Below are 18,422 nucleotides of genomic sequence, written 5' to 3' on the forward strand. Positions count from 1 at the left end.
CCGTTACCTGGCTGCTCAGGAGCGCGTCAATACAGGCACAGCGCGAGCAATGTCGCCGCACACATCGACGGACCATGCGCAACAACGTGCGACCGACGTCGAATCAACTGAGTCGCGCCGACAAGAGCAGTAAGACACGGTGCCAGGAGCGCCGCGAACACCCAGGCCTGGGCGCCGCCGAGCGCGGCGAGCGCTCCCACGCCGAGGGCCAGCTTCACGTCGCCGGCCCCTAAGGCCGACGGCCGGGCGAGATGAATTACCAGGTAGGACGCGGCGAGGACGAGACCGCCGACGACGGCTTGCCGCGCGCGACCGGTGACGACCGCATATCCGAGCACTGCGAGTGCTCCCGGAATTGTCAGGGCGTTCGGCAACCGGCGTTCGCGCATGTCGATCACCGACAACCACACGCACCACACCGCTACTGCCATCGCCGCCATGCGACCAGCCTGCGGCACGGCGAATGCGCAAACGGTGCGCTCAGTCGGGTGCTGTGGATGGCTGCGCGGTTGTGGACTACTCAGCTTTCGCGCAGCGCGGCGGCCATCGCTTCCTTGGGCGCGGGCATTCCGGTGAACTGCTCTACCTGGCCGAATGCTTGATTCAACAGCATGTCAAGACCGCTCACGACGATGCCGCCCGCGGCCCGCACCGAGGTGGCTAGCGGCGTTGGCCATGGGTTGTAGATCGCGTCAAGCAGGAAGGGGATCTGTCGGGCGGCGGCGGCGAGCGGTTCGGCCGCAGTCGCGGGAACCGTGCTGACCACGACGGCGGCCTGCGCACAGGCATCCGAGACATCGGCGAGCGTGAAGTCCACGACCCGGGCGTCGAGGCCGAGATTTCCTGCCAGCTCTACCGTCGGCGCCGCGCGCTCAGCGCTGCGGGCCACGATCGACACCTCGGAGACACCGAGTTCGGCCAGCGCCAACACCGCCGGACGGGCTGTGCCACCCGCGCCGATCACAATTGCGGACGCGCCCCGAATGGTGCCGACGCCGCCGCCGACAAGTGCGCCACGCACGCCGTCGACGTCGGTGCAGTCGGCGCGCCAACCGGATTCGGTGCGCACCAGGGTGTTCGCGGAACCGACCAACACCGCACGCTCGGTGCGCTCGGTCGCGAATTCGAGCGCGGCGACCTTCCCGGGCATGGTCACCGACAGCCCGACCCACTCCGGGCCGAGGCCACCGACGAATCCGGGCAACTGTTCGGCAGTGCATTCGACCCGTTCGTAGGTCCACGCGCTCAAGCCCAGCGCCCGATAGGCCGCCAAATGCAACTGTGGCGAACGCGAGTGCGCGATGGGACTACCCAGGACCGCCGCGCGGCGGACCTCACCTGCCACTGTCGAGAATTCCGCTCTGCTTCGCCCGATCGATGTTGCGTAAGTGCTCGTCGTAGTCGGCGGTGAACAGCGTGGTGCCCTGCTTGTCGACCGTCACGAAGTACAACCAGTTGCCGGGCGCGGGTTTCTCGATCGCCTCGAGCGCGGGCACGCTCGGAGACGCGATCGGCGTGGCGGGCAAACCAGGCATGGCGTAGGTGTTCCACGGGGTGACCTTGGCGCGATCAGCGTCGGTGGTTGCCACCTCGGTGCGCTCCAGCGCGTAGTTCACCGTTGAGTCGAACTCGAGTGGTCGGTTCACCGCGAGCCGGTTGAGAATGACCCGCGCAACCTTGGCAAAGTCCGGCGGCAACGACTCGCGTTCCACCAGCGACGCCGCAATCAGCTTCTGGTACGGGTTGAGCGGCACGTCCGGCGTCTGTTCGAGGATTCCGGCCTTCTCATACGTGCTCGCCCCCTCGCTGACCAACTGCCGCAGAATTTGGGTGGGCGTGGCGGTCGGATCGAAATCCCATGTCCCCGACGGAATGAGGCCCTCGAGTTGCCGGTCGTGATCTGGCACCTTCGACACGGCATCCAGCGCCCAATCCGGCACACCGAGCGACTTGAGGTCAGGGCTCGCTCCGGCGGTGTTCAGCTCGTCGTAAGTGATGCATTTCTTGTCGCCGCCAGTTCCGTAACAGCTGGCCTCGGCGATCTTGGTGTAGATACCGTCTTTTCGCGCGTGCGTGTTGACGTCGGTCGAGTCATGCAGTTGACGGCCCTCGGTGAGCAGCACATGCCCGACCCGCGAGCTCGGGTCGACAAGCTTGTCGACCGCGCGCTTGCCCGAAATCTCGGTAGGAATGGCGTAGTAACCCGGTTGCAGCTTGTCCATTTGGTCGTTGGCGACGGCCGCCTCGTAGAAGGCGGCCGCGCTTGCAGTGACGTCCTTCTTCGCCATCTGCTGGGCGATCTGGTCGGCGGTGTCGCCGGTCTTGACCTGGATGACCACTTCCTTGCCGCCGGGGCCGTTGTAGTCCGGCGCAAGCTCCGATCGGTTGAGCCACTTCTTGATGCCGAATCCAAGACCACCCACGACAACGAGCATGAATGCGCACGCAAGCAGCACCACCGCCCGGCTGCGCCGGCGCCGGGCGCGAGCCTTCGCACGGCGCTGGGCACGGCTGCCGGGCACGGGTCCTACTCGCGTCGGCGCGGGCCGCTCGAGCTGAAGGTCGTCGCGTTCGTCCACTACCTGCTCCGTCCGTCCAACCAGCTCTGCAGGATCGCCACTGCGGCCGCCTGGTCGATCACTTGACGTTGGGCCTTCGCGCGGACCCCGCTTTCGCGCAGGGCACGCGTTGCAGACACGGTAGTAAAACGCTCGTCGATTGTTTGCACCGGTATCGATCCGAGCCGTTCCCGCAACGCCGCGGCAAACCGCTCGGCGGACTGAGCCGACGTGCCGTGTTCGCCGCGCAGTGTCCGCGGCATCCCGACAATCACCTCGATAACCTCGTATTCGGCCGCCAATTCCGCGATCCGCTGCAGGTCGCTGTCACCGGTCTTGGCCCGCGCGACCGTCTCCACAGGAGTGGCGAGGATGCCGTCCGGATCGCTCACCGCCACGCCGATCCGCACGCTGCCGACATCAATGCCGAGCCGCCGACCCCGCACCCGGCTAGCCCGCCAACTCCGCGACGCGCTTGCGCACCGCGTCCAGCGCGCTCGGAATGCCGCTCGCATCCGAACCGGATCCCTGGGCCATGTCCGCTTTGCCACCACCGCGGCCGGAAATCGCCGGGCCGAAGCTGGCGACGAGTTCGCCGGCTTTGATGCCGATCTCCTGAGCGGGCTTGTTGACCGCCACCACGAAGGGCACCTTGCCATCCGCGTCACTGAGCAGCACGACCACTGCCGGCGTCGCACCGAGCCGTCCCCGCACCTCGGTGGCGAGGGTGCGCAGGTCGTTGCCGGCGATGCCGGCCGGCGCGGCTTCGGCGACCAGCAAAACATCACCGACGCGGTGTGCACGATCGGCGAAGCCACCGACATTGGAAAGCACCGCCTGCGCCTTGGTGCGTTCCAGCTCTTTTTCGGCAACCTTGAGCCGCTCGACAAGTTGCTCGACGCGCGCGGGCACGTCCTCCGACGGCACCTTCAGCGAGGCTGCGACCCCGGCGAGCAGTGCACGCTCCTTGGCCAGGTACTTGTAGGAGTCGAGGCCCACGAACGCCTCCACCCGGCGCTTGCCGGAGCCGATCGCGGACTCGCCGAGCAGCGTCACCGGCCCAATCTGCGACGAATGTTGCACGTGCGTACCACCGCAGAGTTCCATCGAGAACGGTCCGCCGATCTCGACGACGCGAACCTCGTCGCCGTAGTTCTCGCCGAACAACGCCAGCGCACCCATTTTCTTGGCCTTGGGCAGATCGGTGATGAACGTGTGGACCGGGAAGTCGGCGCCGACCGCGTCGTTCGTCACCGACTCGATGTCCGCTTTCTGCGCGTCGCTGAGCGCACCCTGCCAGTTGAAGTCGAACCGCAGGTAGCCGGGTTTGTTCAGCGAACCGGCCTGCACCGCGTTCGGGCCGAGCACCTGACGCAGCGCCGCGTGCACCATGTGGGTGCCCGAATGGCCCTGCGTCGCGCCGTGCCGCCACTGCGGATCGACCTGCGCGTCGACGACGTCACCCTCGGTGAGTTGCCCCTCCTCGACGGTCACCTTGTGCACCCACAGCGTCTTCGCGATTTTCTGTACGTCGTTGACTCGGGCTCGCAGGCCGTTCGCCGTGATGACGCCGCGGTCGGCGATCTGGCCGCCGGACTCCGCATACAGCGGGCTGCGGTCGAGAATGACCTCGACGTCCTCGCCCTTGGTTGCAGTGGGCACGCGGACACCGTTGCGGATCAGTGCCAACACATTGGCCTGCGAGGCCAGCTCATCGAAGCCGGTGAACTCGGTGGGTCCGCGGTCGACGAACTCCTTGTAGATCGTCAGATCAGCGTGCGCGTGCTTGCGCGCCTGCGCGTCTTGTTTGGCGCGCTGCTTCTGCTCGGCCATCAACGAGCGGAAGCCCTCTTCGTCGACGCTCAGTCCGGCTTCCGACGCCATTTCGAGGGTCAGGTCGATCGGGAAGCCGTAGGTGTCGTGCAGGGTGAACGCTTCCGACCCTGGGATGACGGTGCTCTTGGTTGCCTTCACTGTTTCCACTGCGTCGGTGAACAGCTTGGTGCCCGAGGTGAGTGTCTTCAGGAACGCCGACTCTTCGCCCACGGCAACGTTTTCGATGCGCTGGAAGTCGGTGGTCAACTCCGGGTACGACTCCGACATCTCGTCGCGCACCACCACCATCAGCTCGCCCATGGTCGGTTTGTCCGCACCCAGGAGCTTCGCCGACCGGACGATACGGCGCAGCAGTCGGCGCAGCACGTAGCCGCGGCCGTCGTTGCCGGGATTGACGCCGTCGGCGATGAGCATGGCCGCGGTGCGGGCGTGGTCGGCGATGACGCGGAACCGGATGTCATCGGAGTGCACCGCGCCGTAGCGTCGGCCGGTGAGCTCCTCGGCCTTGGTAATGACCGGGCGGACCAGGTCCGTTTCGTAGACGTTGTCGACGCCCTGCAGCAGGAACGCGACGCGCTCGACGCCCATGCCCGTGTCGATGTTCTTTTTGGGCAGCGGTCCGAGAATTTCGTAGTTGTCCTTGGAGGTGCCCAGGCCGCGTTCGTTCTGCATGAACACGAGGTTCCAAATTTCGAGGTAGCGGTCCTCATCGGCCTCGGGTCCGCCTTCGCGACCATACTGCGGGCCGCGGTCGTAGTAGATCTCCGAGCAGGGCCCGCACGGCCCCGGGATGCCCATCGACCAGTAGTTGTCGGCCATCCCGCGGCGCTGAATGCGGTCGATCGGCAGTCCGGCGACCTCCTGCCACAAGGTGATGGCCTCGTCGTCGTCGAGGTAGGCGGTGGCCCACAGGCGGTCCGCGTCGAAGCCGTAGCCGCCGTCATCGACGCTGTTGGTCAGCAGTTTCCAGGCGAATTCGATGGCCTCGCGCTTGAAATAGTCGCCGAAGCTGAAATTGCCGGCCATCTGAAAGAACGTGTTGTGGCGGGTGGTGATGCCGACGTTGTCGATGTCGAGAGTCCGCACGCACTTCTGCACGCTGGTCGCGCGAGTGTACGGCGGGGTCTGCTGGCCGAGGAAATACGGCACGAACTGCACCATGCCGGCGTTGACGAACAGCAGGTTGGGATCGTTGAGAATCAGCGATGCGCTGGGCACCTCGGTGTGGCCCGCCCGGACGTAATGATCCAGGAAGCGCCGTCGAATCTCGTGAGTCTGCACAACCGTCCAGGTTACCGGGATCGGTCGAGGCGATTTCGCGCCTCCTCACCGCCCCGACAAGGCGCGCGGTGGTCGGGCCGCGGCGATGCGGAAGCTTTGTGTCAGACCCCGTGGCTAGCGTCTTGCCTATCCGGACAAAGGGGCGCTTTGGACGACGACTACGACGCACATTCTTGCGAGTACACGGATCGCATCGCGCGCTCACCCGCTGCGACCGCGGACGATGCGGCGCAGCTTGTCCAGTCGAGAGGCAATGGCCCGCTCCGCGCCGTGATCGGTCGGCTGGTAGTAGTCCACGCCAACCAGCTCGTCCGGCGGATACTGTTGGGGCAGCACGCCGTCGGGCGAGTCGTGCGGATACTTGTAGGCGGCGGGAGCGGAGCCTGCGGAGTGACCCGACAATGCCGCGTTGCCCAACCGGGCCGCGCCCGAGTAGTGCCCGTCGCGCAGATGCGTCGGTACGGACCCAGCCTTACCCGCAGAAATGTCGGCCATCGCGGCACCGATCGCCGCCACTACGGCACCCGACTTCGGCGCCGTTGCCAAATGGATTGTGGCCTGCGCCAAAGCAAGCCGCGCCTCCGGCATGCCGATCAGTTGCACAGCTTGTGCGGCGGCGACGGCGGTCTGCAGGGCCATCGGGTCCGCCATGCCGATGTCCTCGCTGGCATGTACCACCAGGCGGCGCGCGATGAACCGCGGGTCCTCTCCAGCGGTGATCATCCGCGCAAGATAATGCAGCGCTGCGTCGACGTCAGAACCGCGGATCGACTTGATGAACGCGCTGATCACGTCGTAGTGCTGGTCGCCGGCGCGGTCGTAGCGGACGGCCGCCTGATCGATGCTGGCTTCCACCAGAGCGAGAGTCACGGTTGCGTCGGTGGCCGCTTCGGCTGCCGCCTCCAATGCCGTCAACGCGCGGCGGGCATCGCCGGCCGCCACCCTGATCAGGTGCTCGAGCGCATCGTCATCGATCTGATATTTCCCGTCGAGCCCTCGTGGGTCGGTGGCGGCCCGCACGAGCAATTCGCGAATGTCGCTGTCCGACAAGGGTTGCAGCGCCAGCACCAGCGACCTGCTCAGCAGTGGCGACACCACCGAGAACGATGGATTTTCCGTGGTGGCACCGACCAACAGGACGATGCGATTCTCGACGGCAGCCAGCAGGGCGTCCTGTTGAGTCTTGGAGAACCGGTGCACCTCGTCGATGAACAGAACGGTCTGCTCGCCGGACGTGGACAGCCGCCGCCGGGCGATATCGATCACCGCGCGGACGTCCTTGACGCCAGCCGACAACGCCGACAACGCCTCGAACCGACGCCCGGTGGTCTGCGAAATGAGCAGTGCCAGAGTCGTTTTCCCGGTACCCGGCGGTCCATACAGCAGCACGGACGCCGCGCCGGAACCCTCCACCAGCCGCCGCAGTGGGGAACCCGGGCCGAGCAGATGCTGTTGGCCGAGCACCTCGTCGAGATGCTGCGGCCGCATCCGGACAGCCAGCGGTGCACCAGCAATCGGTGCGGCATCCGCGTGGGCGGGCTCGGCGAACAGCCCGCCGTCGAACAAACCTTCGTTCACCCCATCGACGGTACCGGCGGCGCGCAACCGACAAATCCACCTACATCGCCGCACTGGCGTGCGACGCTGGCATCCATCTGCGCGCAGGCAGGAGGCCAGGAGTGTCGGAACCGACAACAGCGAGGAAACGGTTGCTCCCATGGTTGATCGGGGCGGTCGTTGTCATTGCGTACGCGGTAGCGGTTGTCCTCGGCGTGTTCGCGGTCAACGACCAGCCGTACCCGGAAAACCTCGTGCCCGGCGAACAACCGGAATCTGTGTTGTGGGTGAGCATCGAGGACGTCCACACGGAGAGCCGAACCCTTGATGCAAACGTCACCTTCGTGGCGGGCAAAGATCTGTCCGACAGCGAGGGGCGCCTGAAGAAGAACCTCACTGTCGACCTCTACCCGCGGGTGCGCCTGTCGGAGATCGCCTTCCCGGCCGGACGAGTTCCTGGAACGGTCGCGGTGGAACTCGCGACCGACGGCGATCCTGCGTCGTGGCCCTTCGATCGCTATGTCACCGAGCCCGTGTATGGCGTGGTTACCGTCGAAGACGGTGCCGGGCGCAGCTACCTCTCCCCCAACACGCTCGTCACCGCATCACTGTCCGGGTGGCGGATGTCGGCCCGTGGAATGCCAGCCAGCCCCGATTATGGAACGCATGCGCAGTCCGTCACGATCACTCGGTCCAACGGCACCATCACGACAGGCGCCGTGTTGTGTCTGCTGCTGATCTGCGTGACCGCTCTCGGACTGATCGTCGCCATCAACACGCTGCGCGGCAAACGCCCGTTCTACCCGCCGATGGTCACCTGGTTCGGCGCGTTGGTGTTTGCGGTGGCACCACTGCGTGCGCTGCTACCGGGCACACCACCGCCCGGCGCGTGGGTCGACCGACTCGTGGTGCTGTGGGTGCTCGGCGGACTAATCGTGGCCATGGCTATCTATGTCCGGTGCTGGTGGAAGGCCGGCTGACGGCCTGGAACAAGCACCGGCGTCAAAAATACTGGTCCGGTGCTGGTGGAAAGCCGGCTGACCGCAGCGCTGACAGCGCAGAAAATTGTTCTCGTCGAAGTTGTCGATTCCGCCAAAGCTCGATCGTCGGTATCGGTAGCGGCACCGACGCCGCTGCCCCCCGCATTCAGGAAAGGATCGAAACGATGGCCCAGTATGCAGTTCTGATCTACGAAGACGAAAACGGCTACGCCAACGCCGACAAGAAGGTGTGGGACGAAATCTTGGAGGCTCACAACAAGTTCGGCGCGAACGCCGGGCCGGCGATAGTCGGGGGAAACGCCTTGCAGCCCACCTCGACCGCCACCAGCATCCGCGCCGACGGAAATGGTTCGCTGTCCGTCACCGACGGCCCATTCGCCGAAACAAAAGAGGCACTCGGCGGTTTCTACCTGATCGAAGCCCCCGACCTCGACGCCGCGATCGAACTGGCCAAGCAGGTGCCCGCCCGGTTCGGCGGTGTCGAAGTTCGCCCGGTCATGGTGTTCGACTGACGCCGGTGCCCCGTCCCGCAACGGTAGCGGCCGCGGTCGCCGAGGCGCACCGGCGCGAGTGGGCGTATGTGCTCGCCGCGACGGTGCGTCTCACGCGCAATCTCGACCTTGCCGAAGAATGTGTCCAGGACGCCTATACGCGCGCGCTGCAGGATTGGACGCGCAACGGTGTGCCGAACAATCCCGCTGCCTGGCTCACCACGGTCGCGCATAGGCGGGCCTTGGATGTCCTGCGGCGCGAGATGACGTTGCAGCGTTCCCTTCCGCTGTTGGTCTCCGACGCCGAACGCGATACGGCTGACGCAGCATTGGATGCGATAGAAGCGGCGACCGCGATTCCCGACGATCGCCTCCGCCTGATCTGCACCTGTTGTCACCCGTCACTCGCAGTCGACGCTCAGGTCGCGCTGACGCTGCGACTGGTCTGTGGCATCAGCACAGCCGATGTTGCGCGTGCGTTTCTGGTTCCCGAGCCAACGATGGCTGCCCGAATCACGCGTGCCAAGAAGAAGATCGCCCTTGCGCGTATCCCGTATCGCGTGCCGTCCGCAGTCGATCTCCCGCATCGGCTGGAGTCGATATGCGCCGTCGTCCATCTGCTGTTCACTACGGGCCACACCGCGCCGTCGGGTTCGGCGTTGGTGCGCGCCGATCTTGTCGATCGGTCGATACAACTGGCACGGATGATGCGGGCGCTGGCGCCGACCGACCACAATGTCGCGGGATTGCTGGCGCTGTTGCTGTTGACCGATGCCCGCCGGGCAACCCGCGTCGATGCCCGCGGTCGGCTGTTGACGTTGGCCGAGCAAGACCGCAGCCGGTGGAACGCCCAGTCGATCGCGGAGGGGCTCGACTTGCTGCGCGAAATCGGACCAGGCGACGGCAGATACGCGCTGCAGGCGGCCATCGCGGCCGAACACTCCCGCGCGGACCGCTGGGAAGACACCGATTGGCATCGGATTGCCGCACTCTATGCGCGCTTGTACGCCTCGTGGCCATCTCCCGTGGTCGCGCTCAACCATGCCGTCGCTATCGGCTTCGCCGAAGGTCCCTCCGCAGGTTTGGAACTGATCGATCGCTTGGGCGCCGAACCCGCATTGGCCGGCTACGGATACGCCGAAGCCGCCCGGGCCGCGTGGCTTGCCGAGCTCGGACGCACTGCCGAGGCTCGAGGTGCCTACGAGGCGGCTGTATCGCTCACCGACAACGACATCGAGCGCGAATATCTGTTGAGCAAGCTCGATGACCTGCCGACCGCGTGAGTTCTCAGGTGGCCCAGGCGGTCTCGAGCGCGACAATCACCTGGCCGGCAAAGTCGGCGATATCCGCGCATCCCGTAGCTTCGGACGTGGCGGCGAGTGTGGACCAACGCGTGATCACAGCCCGCGATCGCGGCACAGCCAGCGTGTGTTCGCGGACGGCGGCCAACCGGCGCTCGTCGTCGGGCAGGAACCAGTAGGTGGTCAGCCAGATCCAGATCAGTTCCGCTTCCACGATCTTCGCGGCAAGCACCTCGTCGTCACCGAGGGCCGGCCAGATTCCCACCACTTCGGCGCGCCAGGCATCGGCCATGTCGCGGGCCCGTGCCAGCGATATGTCGTGGGTGCAGAGGCAACCTGGGAACGCGGTCAGCACATAAGCGATATCGAGGGTCGCGTCGCGGAATCCCGCCCACTCGTAGTCGAGAAAACGCACCCCGTCGGCGTTGACGATCAGGTTGTCCGGGCACAGATCCGAGGGACTGAATGCGCGGAAGCGTCCACCGTGAAAGAGGTCCGCACCGTGGCGGGCCACCTCGGCGACAGCGTCGGGAACCGTGACGCCGAGTGTGTCCGCCAGCATCGCGGGAATGCGGGCGACAGCGGCATCAGCTTGATGTGCGATGCCGCGGCCCTGTCCGGGGACGCCGGCACGGGCGGCGAGCGCGGTGAAATCCGGTTCCCGCCCGACGGTCGCGGCGTGCATCCGTCCGAGCGCTTGAGCGAGTGCCATCAACGAATGCCCCGACGTGGGCTCGCCCTCCGCCAACAGCGCGGCCAGCGGGGCGTTGTCGCCGAGGTCGCTCAGAATCAACAACTGCTTTTTCAAGTCGTAGGCAAGCAACTGGGGTCCCGGCCTGTCGGCCTTGGGCAGAGCAGTCGCGAACTGGTAGGAAACCGCTTCCCGCAAGAACGCCGAGGAGGCACTGTCCACGCCCGGCTCCCAGTGCCCGAAGTCACGACGGACTCGATCGGATTGCTTGACCTGCTTGAGAATCACTGTCCGGGGCAGCGAATACGCGTTCTCCGAGACCCTTACCCGAAGCACCATGGTGCGGCCGCTGCCGCCCAATTCGACGGGATCGGTGAGGCGCACCTTTGCGCCCATCCGCTTCTCGAGCAATCGTGCGGCCGCGGTCACGACCTCGGCCACATGTCCTGCCAGTAGTGGGGTCATCGCCATCCAACGTACCCGCTTGTGCCGGTTCGGCGGATTCTCGCCCTGCAGCAGGATTTTCGCGGCAAACGCCGTCCACTCCGCCGCGCCACGGCGAGGTCACGAGAGCCCGCCGCAACACCGCGCGAACGTTCGGAAACACCAGGCCAAATTGGACAAACCCGTCGGCGCGGCTGTCTTGACAGGCTGTGCCCCTTCGGGTTCTCTCACTCCAAGAGTTCGCCCGATGCTGGACCGAATCGACTGAAGGATCGCGCACCCATGTCTGAGAACAACCCGCCTACCGGCGGTGAAGGCCCCGACCACCCGCAGGGCCAGGGCGTTCCGCCCAACCAGCCGCCCGGCTACGGCACTCCGCCACCGGGATACGGCCAGCATCCTCCCGGGTACGGGCAGCAACCGCCACAGTACGGTCAACAGCCGCCTGGATACGGCCAGCAGCCACCGAGCTACGGCGAACAGACCCCGCAGTATGGTCAGCAACCACCGCAATACGGCCAGGAACCGTACACCCAGCAGCCTCCCGGATACGGGCAGCAACCGCCGCAGTACGGACAGACCGGGACTCCGAATTACGGCGCGCCGCCGAGCTACGGCGAGCCCTTCCCCGGCGGCGCGTACGGACCTGGCGGTTTCGGGACGCCACAGTTGAGCGTCGGAGCTGCGCTCTCCTACGGGTGGGAGAAGTTCAAGTCGAACGCCGGTGTGTGGGTGGGCATCACGCTGATCGGCGTGATCATCAGCGCCCTCGTCCGGTGGCCGTTCGGCGGTTACGGCTTCAGTTACAGCACCGACGACAACGGGTTTCCCGTCGGCTCGTTCGTGCTCTCGATTGTCGGACTCGTCGTCGGCTTCGTCGTCAGCACGCTTATTCAGGCGGCTTTCGTGCGTGGCGCCCTGCACGAGGTCGACGGAAACCGTCCGGCATTCGGATCGTTCTTCCAGTTCAGCAATGTGGCGCAGGTCTTGGTGGCCAGCCTGCTCATCGGCATCGCGTCCTCGATCGGCTTCGTGCTGTGCATCATCCCGGGCATCGTCGTGCTCTTCTTGACGTGGTACACGCTGCAGTTCGTGCTGGATCAGAACCAGGATGCGGTCACTGCGATCAAGTCGAGCTTCCGGATCATCTCGGAAAATGCCGGCACGCTGGTGCTGCTGGGACTCGCGTGCATCGCGCTCAACATCCTCGGCGCCATCCTGCTGCTGGTCGGCCTGCTCGTGACGGGCCCGATCACCCTGATCGCCAGCACCTACGCCTACCGCGTACTGGTCAACGGGCCCGTTTCGCCGGCCACTAGTTAGAACACGAGCGGGTGGCTATGGAGTCACATCCCGAGAGGACGCCGCCATAGCCACCGGTTCGTCGCGTTAATCCAGCAACTTTCGCTTCGCGCGCACGAGGGGCGGCGTATTGCGCCCGTCCTTCGGCCGTAGCGCCAGGACGGCGAACGCGGCAATAACGATGCCAAGCATGTTCACGCCGAGTTGGCCCGCAGATTCGGCCGCCATGTGCCACCGCTGCATCGTCGCCGCAACCACCGCGAAACCGGCCGCGGGAACCGTCGTGACCGAGATGAACACACCGACCAGCGCCGCCGACTTCGCTGATACCAGCGCCAGCATGCCTGCCGCTCCGGCCAGCAGCGCCACCACGAACGAGAACGGCCCGACCTGATACACAAAGTCGACCTGATGGATGTCGGTAAGCGCGTTGTAGCTGACCCACCCAACCGCTTCGGCGGCCAACGTCGCAAACGCGGTGATCACCATCGCCACCGGAAAGCCAACGAGCAACGCAATCAGGGACCGGCGAGCCAACCGGAAATCGCGGCGGCTCAATGCCACCGAAAGCGCCGCGAGCGGACCGAATTCCGGTCCGACCACCATGGCGCCGACGATCGTCACCGGCGAATCCGTCACCACGCCGACGGCCGCAAGCAGGCAGGCGATGGTGAGGAATGACAGGAACGTGATGTTGAGGGTGGATTCTTCGCGGGTCCGCGACAACAATTCCGCCCACACGACCGCGTCGTCGGGGTCGCCCGGAGCTTCCTTTTCGGCGCGACGAGCAAACTCGGAGACCACCGTCTCCAACGATTCCAACGTGATTGCGCCCGACTCGTCGATGCCGAGCTCACCGAGATCGGCGAGCACCCGGTTGACACTTTCGCGGGCGACATCCGCTTGGACCGAATCGCCGGCCGGTGACACCGCAGAGCCGCGGTTGACGACGATGTGCGTTGCACCGGGTATCGCCTCCAGCCGCGCAATCACCGCGTCGGTTCGCTCGGCTGGACAGATCACCCGGAGGTGCAGCATGGCCCGCTATGACTCCGGGCGCGGGACCGGCTTGGCGTCGATGCCGGATTCCTTGCGTTGCTGTTCGGTGATGGGCGTCGGCGCATCGGTGAGCGGGTCCACGCCACCGCCCGACTTCGGAAAGGCGATGACTTCGCGGATCGATTCGGCGCCCGCGAGCAGGGCGGTGATCCGGTCCCAGCCGAACGCGATACCGCCGTGTGGCGGAGCACCGTAGGAGAAGGCATCGATGAGGAAGCCGAACTTCTCCTCGGCCTCGGCATGGCTGATACCCATCACCGCGAATACCCGCTCCTGAATGTCCTTGCGGTGGATGCGGATACTGCCGCCGCCGATCTCGTTGCCGTTGCAGACGATGTCGTAGGCGTAGGCCAGCGCCGAACCGGGATCTGTGTCGAAGGTGTCGATCGACTCCGGCTTGGGCGAGGTGAACGCGTGGTGCACGGCGGTCCACGCGCTGTAGCCGAGGGACACGTCACCGGCGGCGACGGCCTCGGCGGTCGGCTCGAACAGCGGTGCGTCGACAATCCACACGAACGACCAGGCATCCTCGTCGATCAGCCCCTGCCGCTTGGCGATCTCCACCCGCGCCGCGCCAAGCAGGGCCCGCTGGGCCTTGATCGGGCCGGCGGCGAAGAAGACGCAGTCGCCAGGCGTGGCACCGACGTGCTCGGCGAGTCCGGCGCGTTCGCCCTCCGACAGGTTTTTGGCCACGGGACCACCCAGGTTGCCGTCGGCATCGATGGTGACGTAAGCCAGCCCCTTCGCTCCGCGCTGCTTGGCCCACTCCTGCCAACGGTCGAACTCGCGTCGCGGCTGGCTCGCGCCACCCGGCATGACCACCGCGCCCACGTACGGCGCCTGGAACACCCGGAACGGGGTTTCGGCGAAAAACTCGGTGCACTCGACGATTTCGATGCCGAACCGCAAATCCGGCTTGTCGGTGCCGAATCGGCGCATCGCCTCCGCGTAGGTCATCTGCTGAATCGGCGTTTTCACATCGTGGCCGATGACCTTCCACAGCGCGACGATGATTTCTTCGGCCAGCAGGATGATGTCCTCCTGCCGCACGAAGCTCATCTCGATGTCGAGCTGGGTGAACTCGGGCTGACGGTCGGCGCGGAAATCCTCGTCCCGATAGCAGCGCGCGATCTGGTAGTAGCGCTCGATGCCGGCGACCATGAGCAGCTGTTTGAACAGCTGGGGGCTCTGCGGCAGAGCGTAGAACGTGCCCGGTTGTAGCCGCGCAGGAACCAGAAAGTCGCGCGCGCCTTCCGGAGTGGACCGGGTCAGCGTGGGCGTCTCCACCTCGACGAACTCATGCTTGGCCAGCACCTCGCGAGCCGCAGCGTTGACCTTGGACCGAAGTCGCATAGCGCGCGCGGGTTCGGCCCGACGCAGATCGAGGTAGCGGTACTTGAGGCGGGCTTCCTCCCCCGGCTGGTCATCGAGTTGGAACGGCAGCGGCGCACTCTCGTTCAGCACGGTCAGTGACGACGCGTTGACCTCGATCGCGCCAGTCGGGATCTCCAGGTTTTCGTTGCCCGTTGGCCGGGCCTCGACCACGCCGGTGACGCTGACGCAGTACTCCGCACGCAACCGGTGTGCCTGCGCGGCGGCCTCCCCCTCGCGGAAAACGACCTGCGACACACCCGAAGCGTCACGCAGGTCGATGAAGATCACCCCACCGTGATCACGCCGACGAGCGACCCAGCCGGCCAGCGTGACCGTCTGGCCGACATTGTCGCTGCGCAGGGATCCAGCCAAGTGGGTGCGTAGCACTGAGGGGTCCTTCCGGTTGTGCTGCGAGGGATCGGGCGAGTGTGATCCTACGGAGCCGGTAGGACACGTTTGAATCCGCGCCAAGTTGCGAACACCGGACCCCGCCATGTCCGACATGGGAAGCTATTCGGCATGACCTTCAACGACGGCGCTCAGATGGACCCTGACCGCGTCTCGGTCGGCGGTGGAGGCGGCGGGTTCGGCACCGGCGGCAGAATCGCGCTCGGCGGCGGCGCGGGCGGACTGATCATCCTGGTAATCACTTTGCTGCTCGGCGGTGACCCCGGATCGATCTTCGGCTCATCATCGGGAACAAGCGCCCAACCGCACGCCAACGGCGGGTCGAGCCTGCAAAATTGCAAGACCGGCGCCGACGCGAACCGCGACGTCGACTGCCGGGTGGCTTTCACGGTGGCCAGCCTGGACTCGGTGTGGGGAACGGAGCTGCCCAAGCAGACGGGCAAGCAGTACGTGAAACCAGCCGTGCACCTGTTTTCCGGTGCGGTGAACACCGGTTGCGGTCAGGCCACGAGCGAGGTCGGCCCGTTCTACTGTCCGGTCGACTCAACGGCATACTTCGACACCAGCTTTTTCCAGGTACTCGTCGATCGGTTCGGCTCCAGCGGCGGCCCGCTCGCCCAGGAGTATGTCGTCGCGCACGAGATCGGTCACCACATCCAGAACGAACTCGGCGACATCGGCCGTGCTCAGTCGGACCCGCAGGGCGCCGAGTCCGCGTCCGTCCGCACCGAACTGCAGGCAGACTGCTACGCGGGCCTGTGGGCGCACTATGCCGACACCCTGCCCGCGCCCGGGAGCAACCAGCCATACCTGAAGAAGCTGACCGATCAGGATGTGCAGGACGCTCTGTCGGCTGCCGCCGCGGTGGGCGACGACCGGATCCAGAAACAAGCACAGGGCCGAACCAACCCGGAAACGTGGACGCACGGGTCGAGCGAGGAACGCCAGCAATGGTTCCTGACCGGTTACCGAACGGGTCAGGTTTCAGCGTGCGACACCTTCTCGGCACCGGACCTGAGCAATCCCCCGGCGCTGCGCTGAGCCAGGCCCGCCAGTCGGTCCGGATCGAGGTCGATGCGGCGAAGCAGTTGCGCGTTGAGCGCGACCACGATCGTCGAAACGGACATGAGGACCGCCGCGACTGCCGGCGGAATATCGACGCCGAGGAAAGCTAACACCCCGGCGGCGAGCGGCACCGCGATGACGTTGTAACCGGTCGCCCACACGAGGTTCTGCCACATCTTGCGGTAGCTAGCGCGCGACAATTCGATGACCGACAGCACCGCGCGGGGGTCATCGCCAGCGAGCACGACACCGGCCGACTCGATCGCCACGTCAGTGCCAGCACCGATCGCGATGCCCACGTCCGCACGCGCAAGGGCCGGCGCGTCGTTAACACCGTCACCGACCATCGCAACGCGATGGCCACGTGTCTGCAACTGGGCCACCTTCGCGTCCTTGTCCTGCGGCAGCACCTCCGCAAATACCTCGTCGATGCCGAGGTCGGCAGCCACCGAATCCGCGACTTGCCGGGCATCGCCGGTGATCATCGCTACCTTGACGCCACGCCGATGTAGCCCGTCCACCGCCGAGCGGGACTGTTCGCGCACCGCGTCCTCGAGGGCGAGTGCACCGATCACCGACGCTCCCTCGATGACGTAGAGGACAGTCGCGCCTCTGCGCACCCACAGCTCTGTTGCACCGGCAAGATCGTTCGGCACTCCGAGTTCGGCGAGCAGGGCCGGACCACCCACATAGACATCACGGCCATCCACCCGCGCCCGGACACCACGGCCCGGCATCGCCCGAAAATCGGTGGCGCGCAACGCAGGCATCGACGCTTTCCGTGCCCGAACGATCGCGCGAGCGAGCGGGTGCTCACTGTCGGCTTCGACAGCAGCTGCAAGGGAAATGACATCCGCCTCCGACCGCCCCGGCGCCGCGGAGACTCCGGTAACCCGATGACCGCCTTCGGTCAGGGTGCCCGTCTTGTCGAACAGCACAACGTCGATCGCTCGCATGCGCTCGAGTGCAAGCCGGTCCTTCACGAGCACGCCAGCCTTGGCGGCGCGTTCCGTGGACAATGCGATCACCAGCGGAATCGCCAGGCCGAGGGCGTGGGGGCAGGCGATAACCAGGACGGTCACGGTTCGTACGACGGCACTGTCGAGATGACCGAGCAGCGTCCACACCGCGAAGGTCGCCAGGCCCGCGATCGAGGCGAAATAGAACAGGAACGCGGCAGCCCAGTCCGCGAGCGCTTGCGCCCGTGACGAGGAGGCCTCCGCATCAGCGACGAGACGTCGAATCCCGGCGAGAGCGGTCTGCTCCCCGACGGCAGCGACCCGAATCCGCAGTGTGCTGTCGGTGGTAACCGCGCCCGCGACTACCGGATCACCAGTGGTCCTGCGCACGGCACGCGATTCACCGGTGATCATCGACTCGTCGACCTCCGCCTCGCCGTCGACGACCACGCCGTCGGCGGGAACACGACCGCCTGGGCGAACCAACACCACCTCACCGGGGCGTAGCTCGGCAATATCGACCGTCTCGATGCGTTCATCATTCCGCCCGGGAACGATGCGCTCGGCTTGGTCGGGAAGCAAGGCCGCCAACGCATCCAGGGCGCCGGACGCCGCACCGAGGGCCCGCATTTCGAGCCAGTGCCCGAGCAGCATGATCACGACGAGCAGGGCCAACTCCCACCAGAAATCCAGGTCGAATCCGCCAATTCCGAGCGTGGTGACCCATGACGCCACAAACGCGACAGTGATGGCCATCGCGATCAGCAGCATCATTCCGGGCTGTCGCTGTTGAAGTTCGCGGCGGCCGCCGCTGAGGAAGGGCATACCGCCGTAGCAGAAGACGACGGTGCCGATGATCGGCGGAACCCAGCTCAGTACGCCGGACGTCGGAACGTGATAGCCGAGCAGGCCCGCGAACATCGGGCTCAGCGCGACAACCGGCACAGCGAGGACCAGGCTCAGCCAGAACTTCCGGCGAAACACCTCACCATGCGCGCCGTGCCCTGCATGGCGGTTTTCCTGCTGGACGGAATGGGCGTGCTCGTGCATTTGAACGGCCATGTGGTGAATATACCCCCTACGGGTATTTAATAA

15 protein-coding genes are annotated in these 18,422 nt (G+C 65.9%); 5 read left to right on the forward strand and 10 right to left on the reverse strand.

Going from position 1 to position 18,422, the window contains the following annotated elements; translation table 11 throughout:
* Positions 1 to 26: 26 nt before the first annotated feature.
* The 6 genes from FOS14_RS20225 to FOS14_RS20250 form a co-directional block, all read right to left on the reverse strand.
* On the reverse strand, positions 27 to 440 hold the full coding sequence (locus tag FOS14_RS20225; protein ID WP_143772632.1) for an A24 family peptidase: 414 nt from the start codon (positions 438 to 440) through the stop codon (positions 27 to 29).
* 80 nt (positions 441 to 520) lie between these two features.
* Complete coding sequence (locus tag FOS14_RS20230; RefSeq protein ID WP_143772633.1) at positions 521 to 1,345, reverse strand: shikimate dehydrogenase; 825 nt, start codon at positions 1,343 to 1,345, stop codon at positions 521 to 523.
* A complete protein-coding gene (gene mltG / locus FOS14_RS20235; protein ID WP_255450477.1) occupies positions 1,335 to 2,579 on the reverse strand; it encodes an endolytic transglycosylase MltG in 1,245 nt (414 codons plus the stop codon). The genes FOS14_RS20230 and mltG overlap by 11 nt, the downstream gene beginning before the upstream one ends.
* Positions 2,579 to 3,073 carry a Holliday junction resolvase RuvX gene (gene ruvX, locus FOS14_RS20240; RefSeq protein ID WP_143772635.1) on the reverse strand — a complete coding sequence of 165 codons (495 nt, stop codon included), beginning with the start codon at positions 3,071 to 3,073 and terminating at the stop codon, positions 2,579 to 2,581. Before ruvX ends, mltG begins: the two co-directional genes overlap by 1 nt.
* A complete protein-coding gene (gene alaS, locus FOS14_RS20245) occupies positions 3,009 to 5,675 on the reverse strand; it encodes an alanine--tRNA ligase (protein ID WP_143772636.1) in 2,667 nt (888 codons plus the stop codon). Before alaS ends, ruvX begins: the two co-directional genes overlap by 65 nt.
* A 201-nt stretch (positions 5,676 to 5,876) precedes the next feature.
* A complete protein-coding gene (locus tag FOS14_RS20250; protein ID WP_370512270.1) occupies positions 5,877 to 7,253 on the reverse strand; it encodes a replication-associated recombination protein A in 1,377 nt (458 codons plus the stop codon).
* Positions 7,254 to 7,354: 101 nt separating this feature from the next.
* On the opposite strand from FOS14_RS20250, the gene FOS14_RS20255 reads away from it, so the two are divergent.
* The 3 genes from FOS14_RS20255 (at position 7,355) to FOS14_RS20265 (ending at position 10,007) form a co-directional block, all read left to right on the forward strand.
* A complete protein-coding gene (locus FOS14_RS20255; RefSeq protein ID WP_185981860.1) occupies positions 7,355 to 8,212 on the forward strand; it encodes a DUF4436 family protein in 858 nt (285 codons plus the stop codon).
* A gap of 185 nt (positions 8,213 to 8,397) precedes the next feature.
* Entirely contained in the window at positions 8,398 to 8,745 is a 348-nt protein-coding gene (locus FOS14_RS20260; RefSeq protein ID WP_143772638.1) for a YciI family protein, read from the forward strand.
* Between the two features lie 5 nt (positions 8,746 to 8,750).
* Entirely contained in the window at positions 8,751 to 10,007 is a 1,257-nt protein-coding gene (locus tag FOS14_RS20265; protein WP_143772639.1) for an RNA polymerase sigma factor, read from the forward strand.
* A 4-nt stretch (positions 10,008 to 10,011) separates the two neighbouring features.
* Here the strand turns inward: FOS14_RS20265 and FOS14_RS20270 are convergent, their stop codons facing one another.
* Entirely contained in the window at positions 10,012 to 11,181 is a 1,170-nt protein-coding gene (locus FOS14_RS20270; protein ID WP_143772640.1) for a phosphotransferase family protein, read from the reverse strand.
* 261 nt (positions 11,182 to 11,442) lie between these two features.
* On the opposite strand from FOS14_RS20270, the gene FOS14_RS20275 reads away from it, so the two are divergent.
* Positions 11,443 to 12,483: a hypothetical protein gene (locus FOS14_RS20275; RefSeq protein ID WP_143772641.1), complete on the forward strand. Its 1,041-nt coding sequence runs from the start codon at positions 11,443 to 11,445 to the stop codon at positions 12,481 to 12,483.
* 66 nt (positions 12,484 to 12,549) lie between these two features.
* On the opposite strand, the gene FOS14_RS20280 is transcribed toward FOS14_RS20275, so the two are convergent.
* A complete protein-coding gene (locus tag FOS14_RS20280; RefSeq protein ID WP_143772642.1) occupies positions 12,550 to 13,500 on the reverse strand; it encodes a DUF389 domain-containing protein in 951 nt (316 codons plus the stop codon).
* 6 nt (positions 13,501 to 13,506) lie between these two features.
* Positions 13,507 to 15,282, reverse strand: coding sequence for an aspartate--tRNA ligase (aspS, locus tag FOS14_RS20285; RefSeq protein ID WP_143772643.1), 1,776 nt, complete (start codon positions 15,280 to 15,282; stop codon positions 13,507 to 13,509).
* A gap of 132 nt (positions 15,283 to 15,414) precedes the next feature.
* Here aspS and FOS14_RS20290 point away from each other — a divergent pair, with 132 nt between their 5' ends.
* Positions 15,415 to 16,344, forward strand: coding sequence for a neutral zinc metallopeptidase (locus FOS14_RS20290; RefSeq protein WP_143772644.1), 930 nt, complete (start codon positions 15,415 to 15,417; stop codon positions 16,342 to 16,344).
* On the opposite strand, the gene FOS14_RS20295 is transcribed toward FOS14_RS20290, so the two are convergent.
* Complete coding sequence (locus tag FOS14_RS20295; RefSeq protein WP_143772645.1) at positions 16,281 to 18,389, reverse strand: heavy metal translocating P-type ATPase; 2,109 nt, start codon at positions 18,387 to 18,389, stop codon at positions 16,281 to 16,283. The two genes, FOS14_RS20290 and FOS14_RS20295, sit on opposite strands and share 64 nt — an antisense overlap.
* Positions 18,390 to 18,422 lie beyond the last annotated feature (33 nt).

Source organism: Skermania sp. ID1734, from assembly GCF_007489285.1.
Classification (GTDB): Bacteria; Actinomycetota; Actinomycetes; order Mycobacteriales; family Mycobacteriaceae; genus ID1734.

Coding starts and splice junctions, on each gene's coding strand:
- FOS14_RS20225 (WP_143772632.1), bottom strand. CDS start 440: ATGGCGGCGATGGCAGTAGCGGTGTGGTGCGTGTGGTTGTCGGTGATC.
- ruvX (WP_143772635.1), bottom strand. CDS start 3,073: ATGCGAGCGGCATTCCGAGCGCGCTGGACGCGGTGCGCAAGCGCGTCG.
- FOS14_RS20260 (WP_143772638.1), top strand. CDS start 8,398: ATGGCCCAGTATGCAGTTCTGATCTACGAAGACGAAAACGGCTACGCC.
- FOS14_RS20270 (WP_143772640.1), bottom strand. CDS start 11,181: ATGACCCCACTACTGGCAGGACATGTGGCCGAGGTCGTGACCGCGGCC.
- FOS14_RS20275 (WP_143772641.1), top strand. CDS start 11,443: ATGTCTGAGAACAACCCGCCTACCGGCGGTGAAGGCCCCGACCACCCG.
- FOS14_RS20280 (WP_143772642.1), bottom strand. CDS start 13,500: ATGCTGCACCTCCGGGTGATCTGTCCAGCCGAGCGAACCGACGCGGTG.
- FOS14_RS20290 (WP_143772644.1), top strand. CDS start 15,415: ATGACCTTCAACGACGGCGCTCAGATGGACCCTGACCGCGTCTCGGTC.
- FOS14_RS20295 (WP_143772645.1), bottom strand. CDS start 18,389: ATGGCCGTTCAAATGCACGAGCACGCCCATTCCGTCCAGCAGGAAAAC.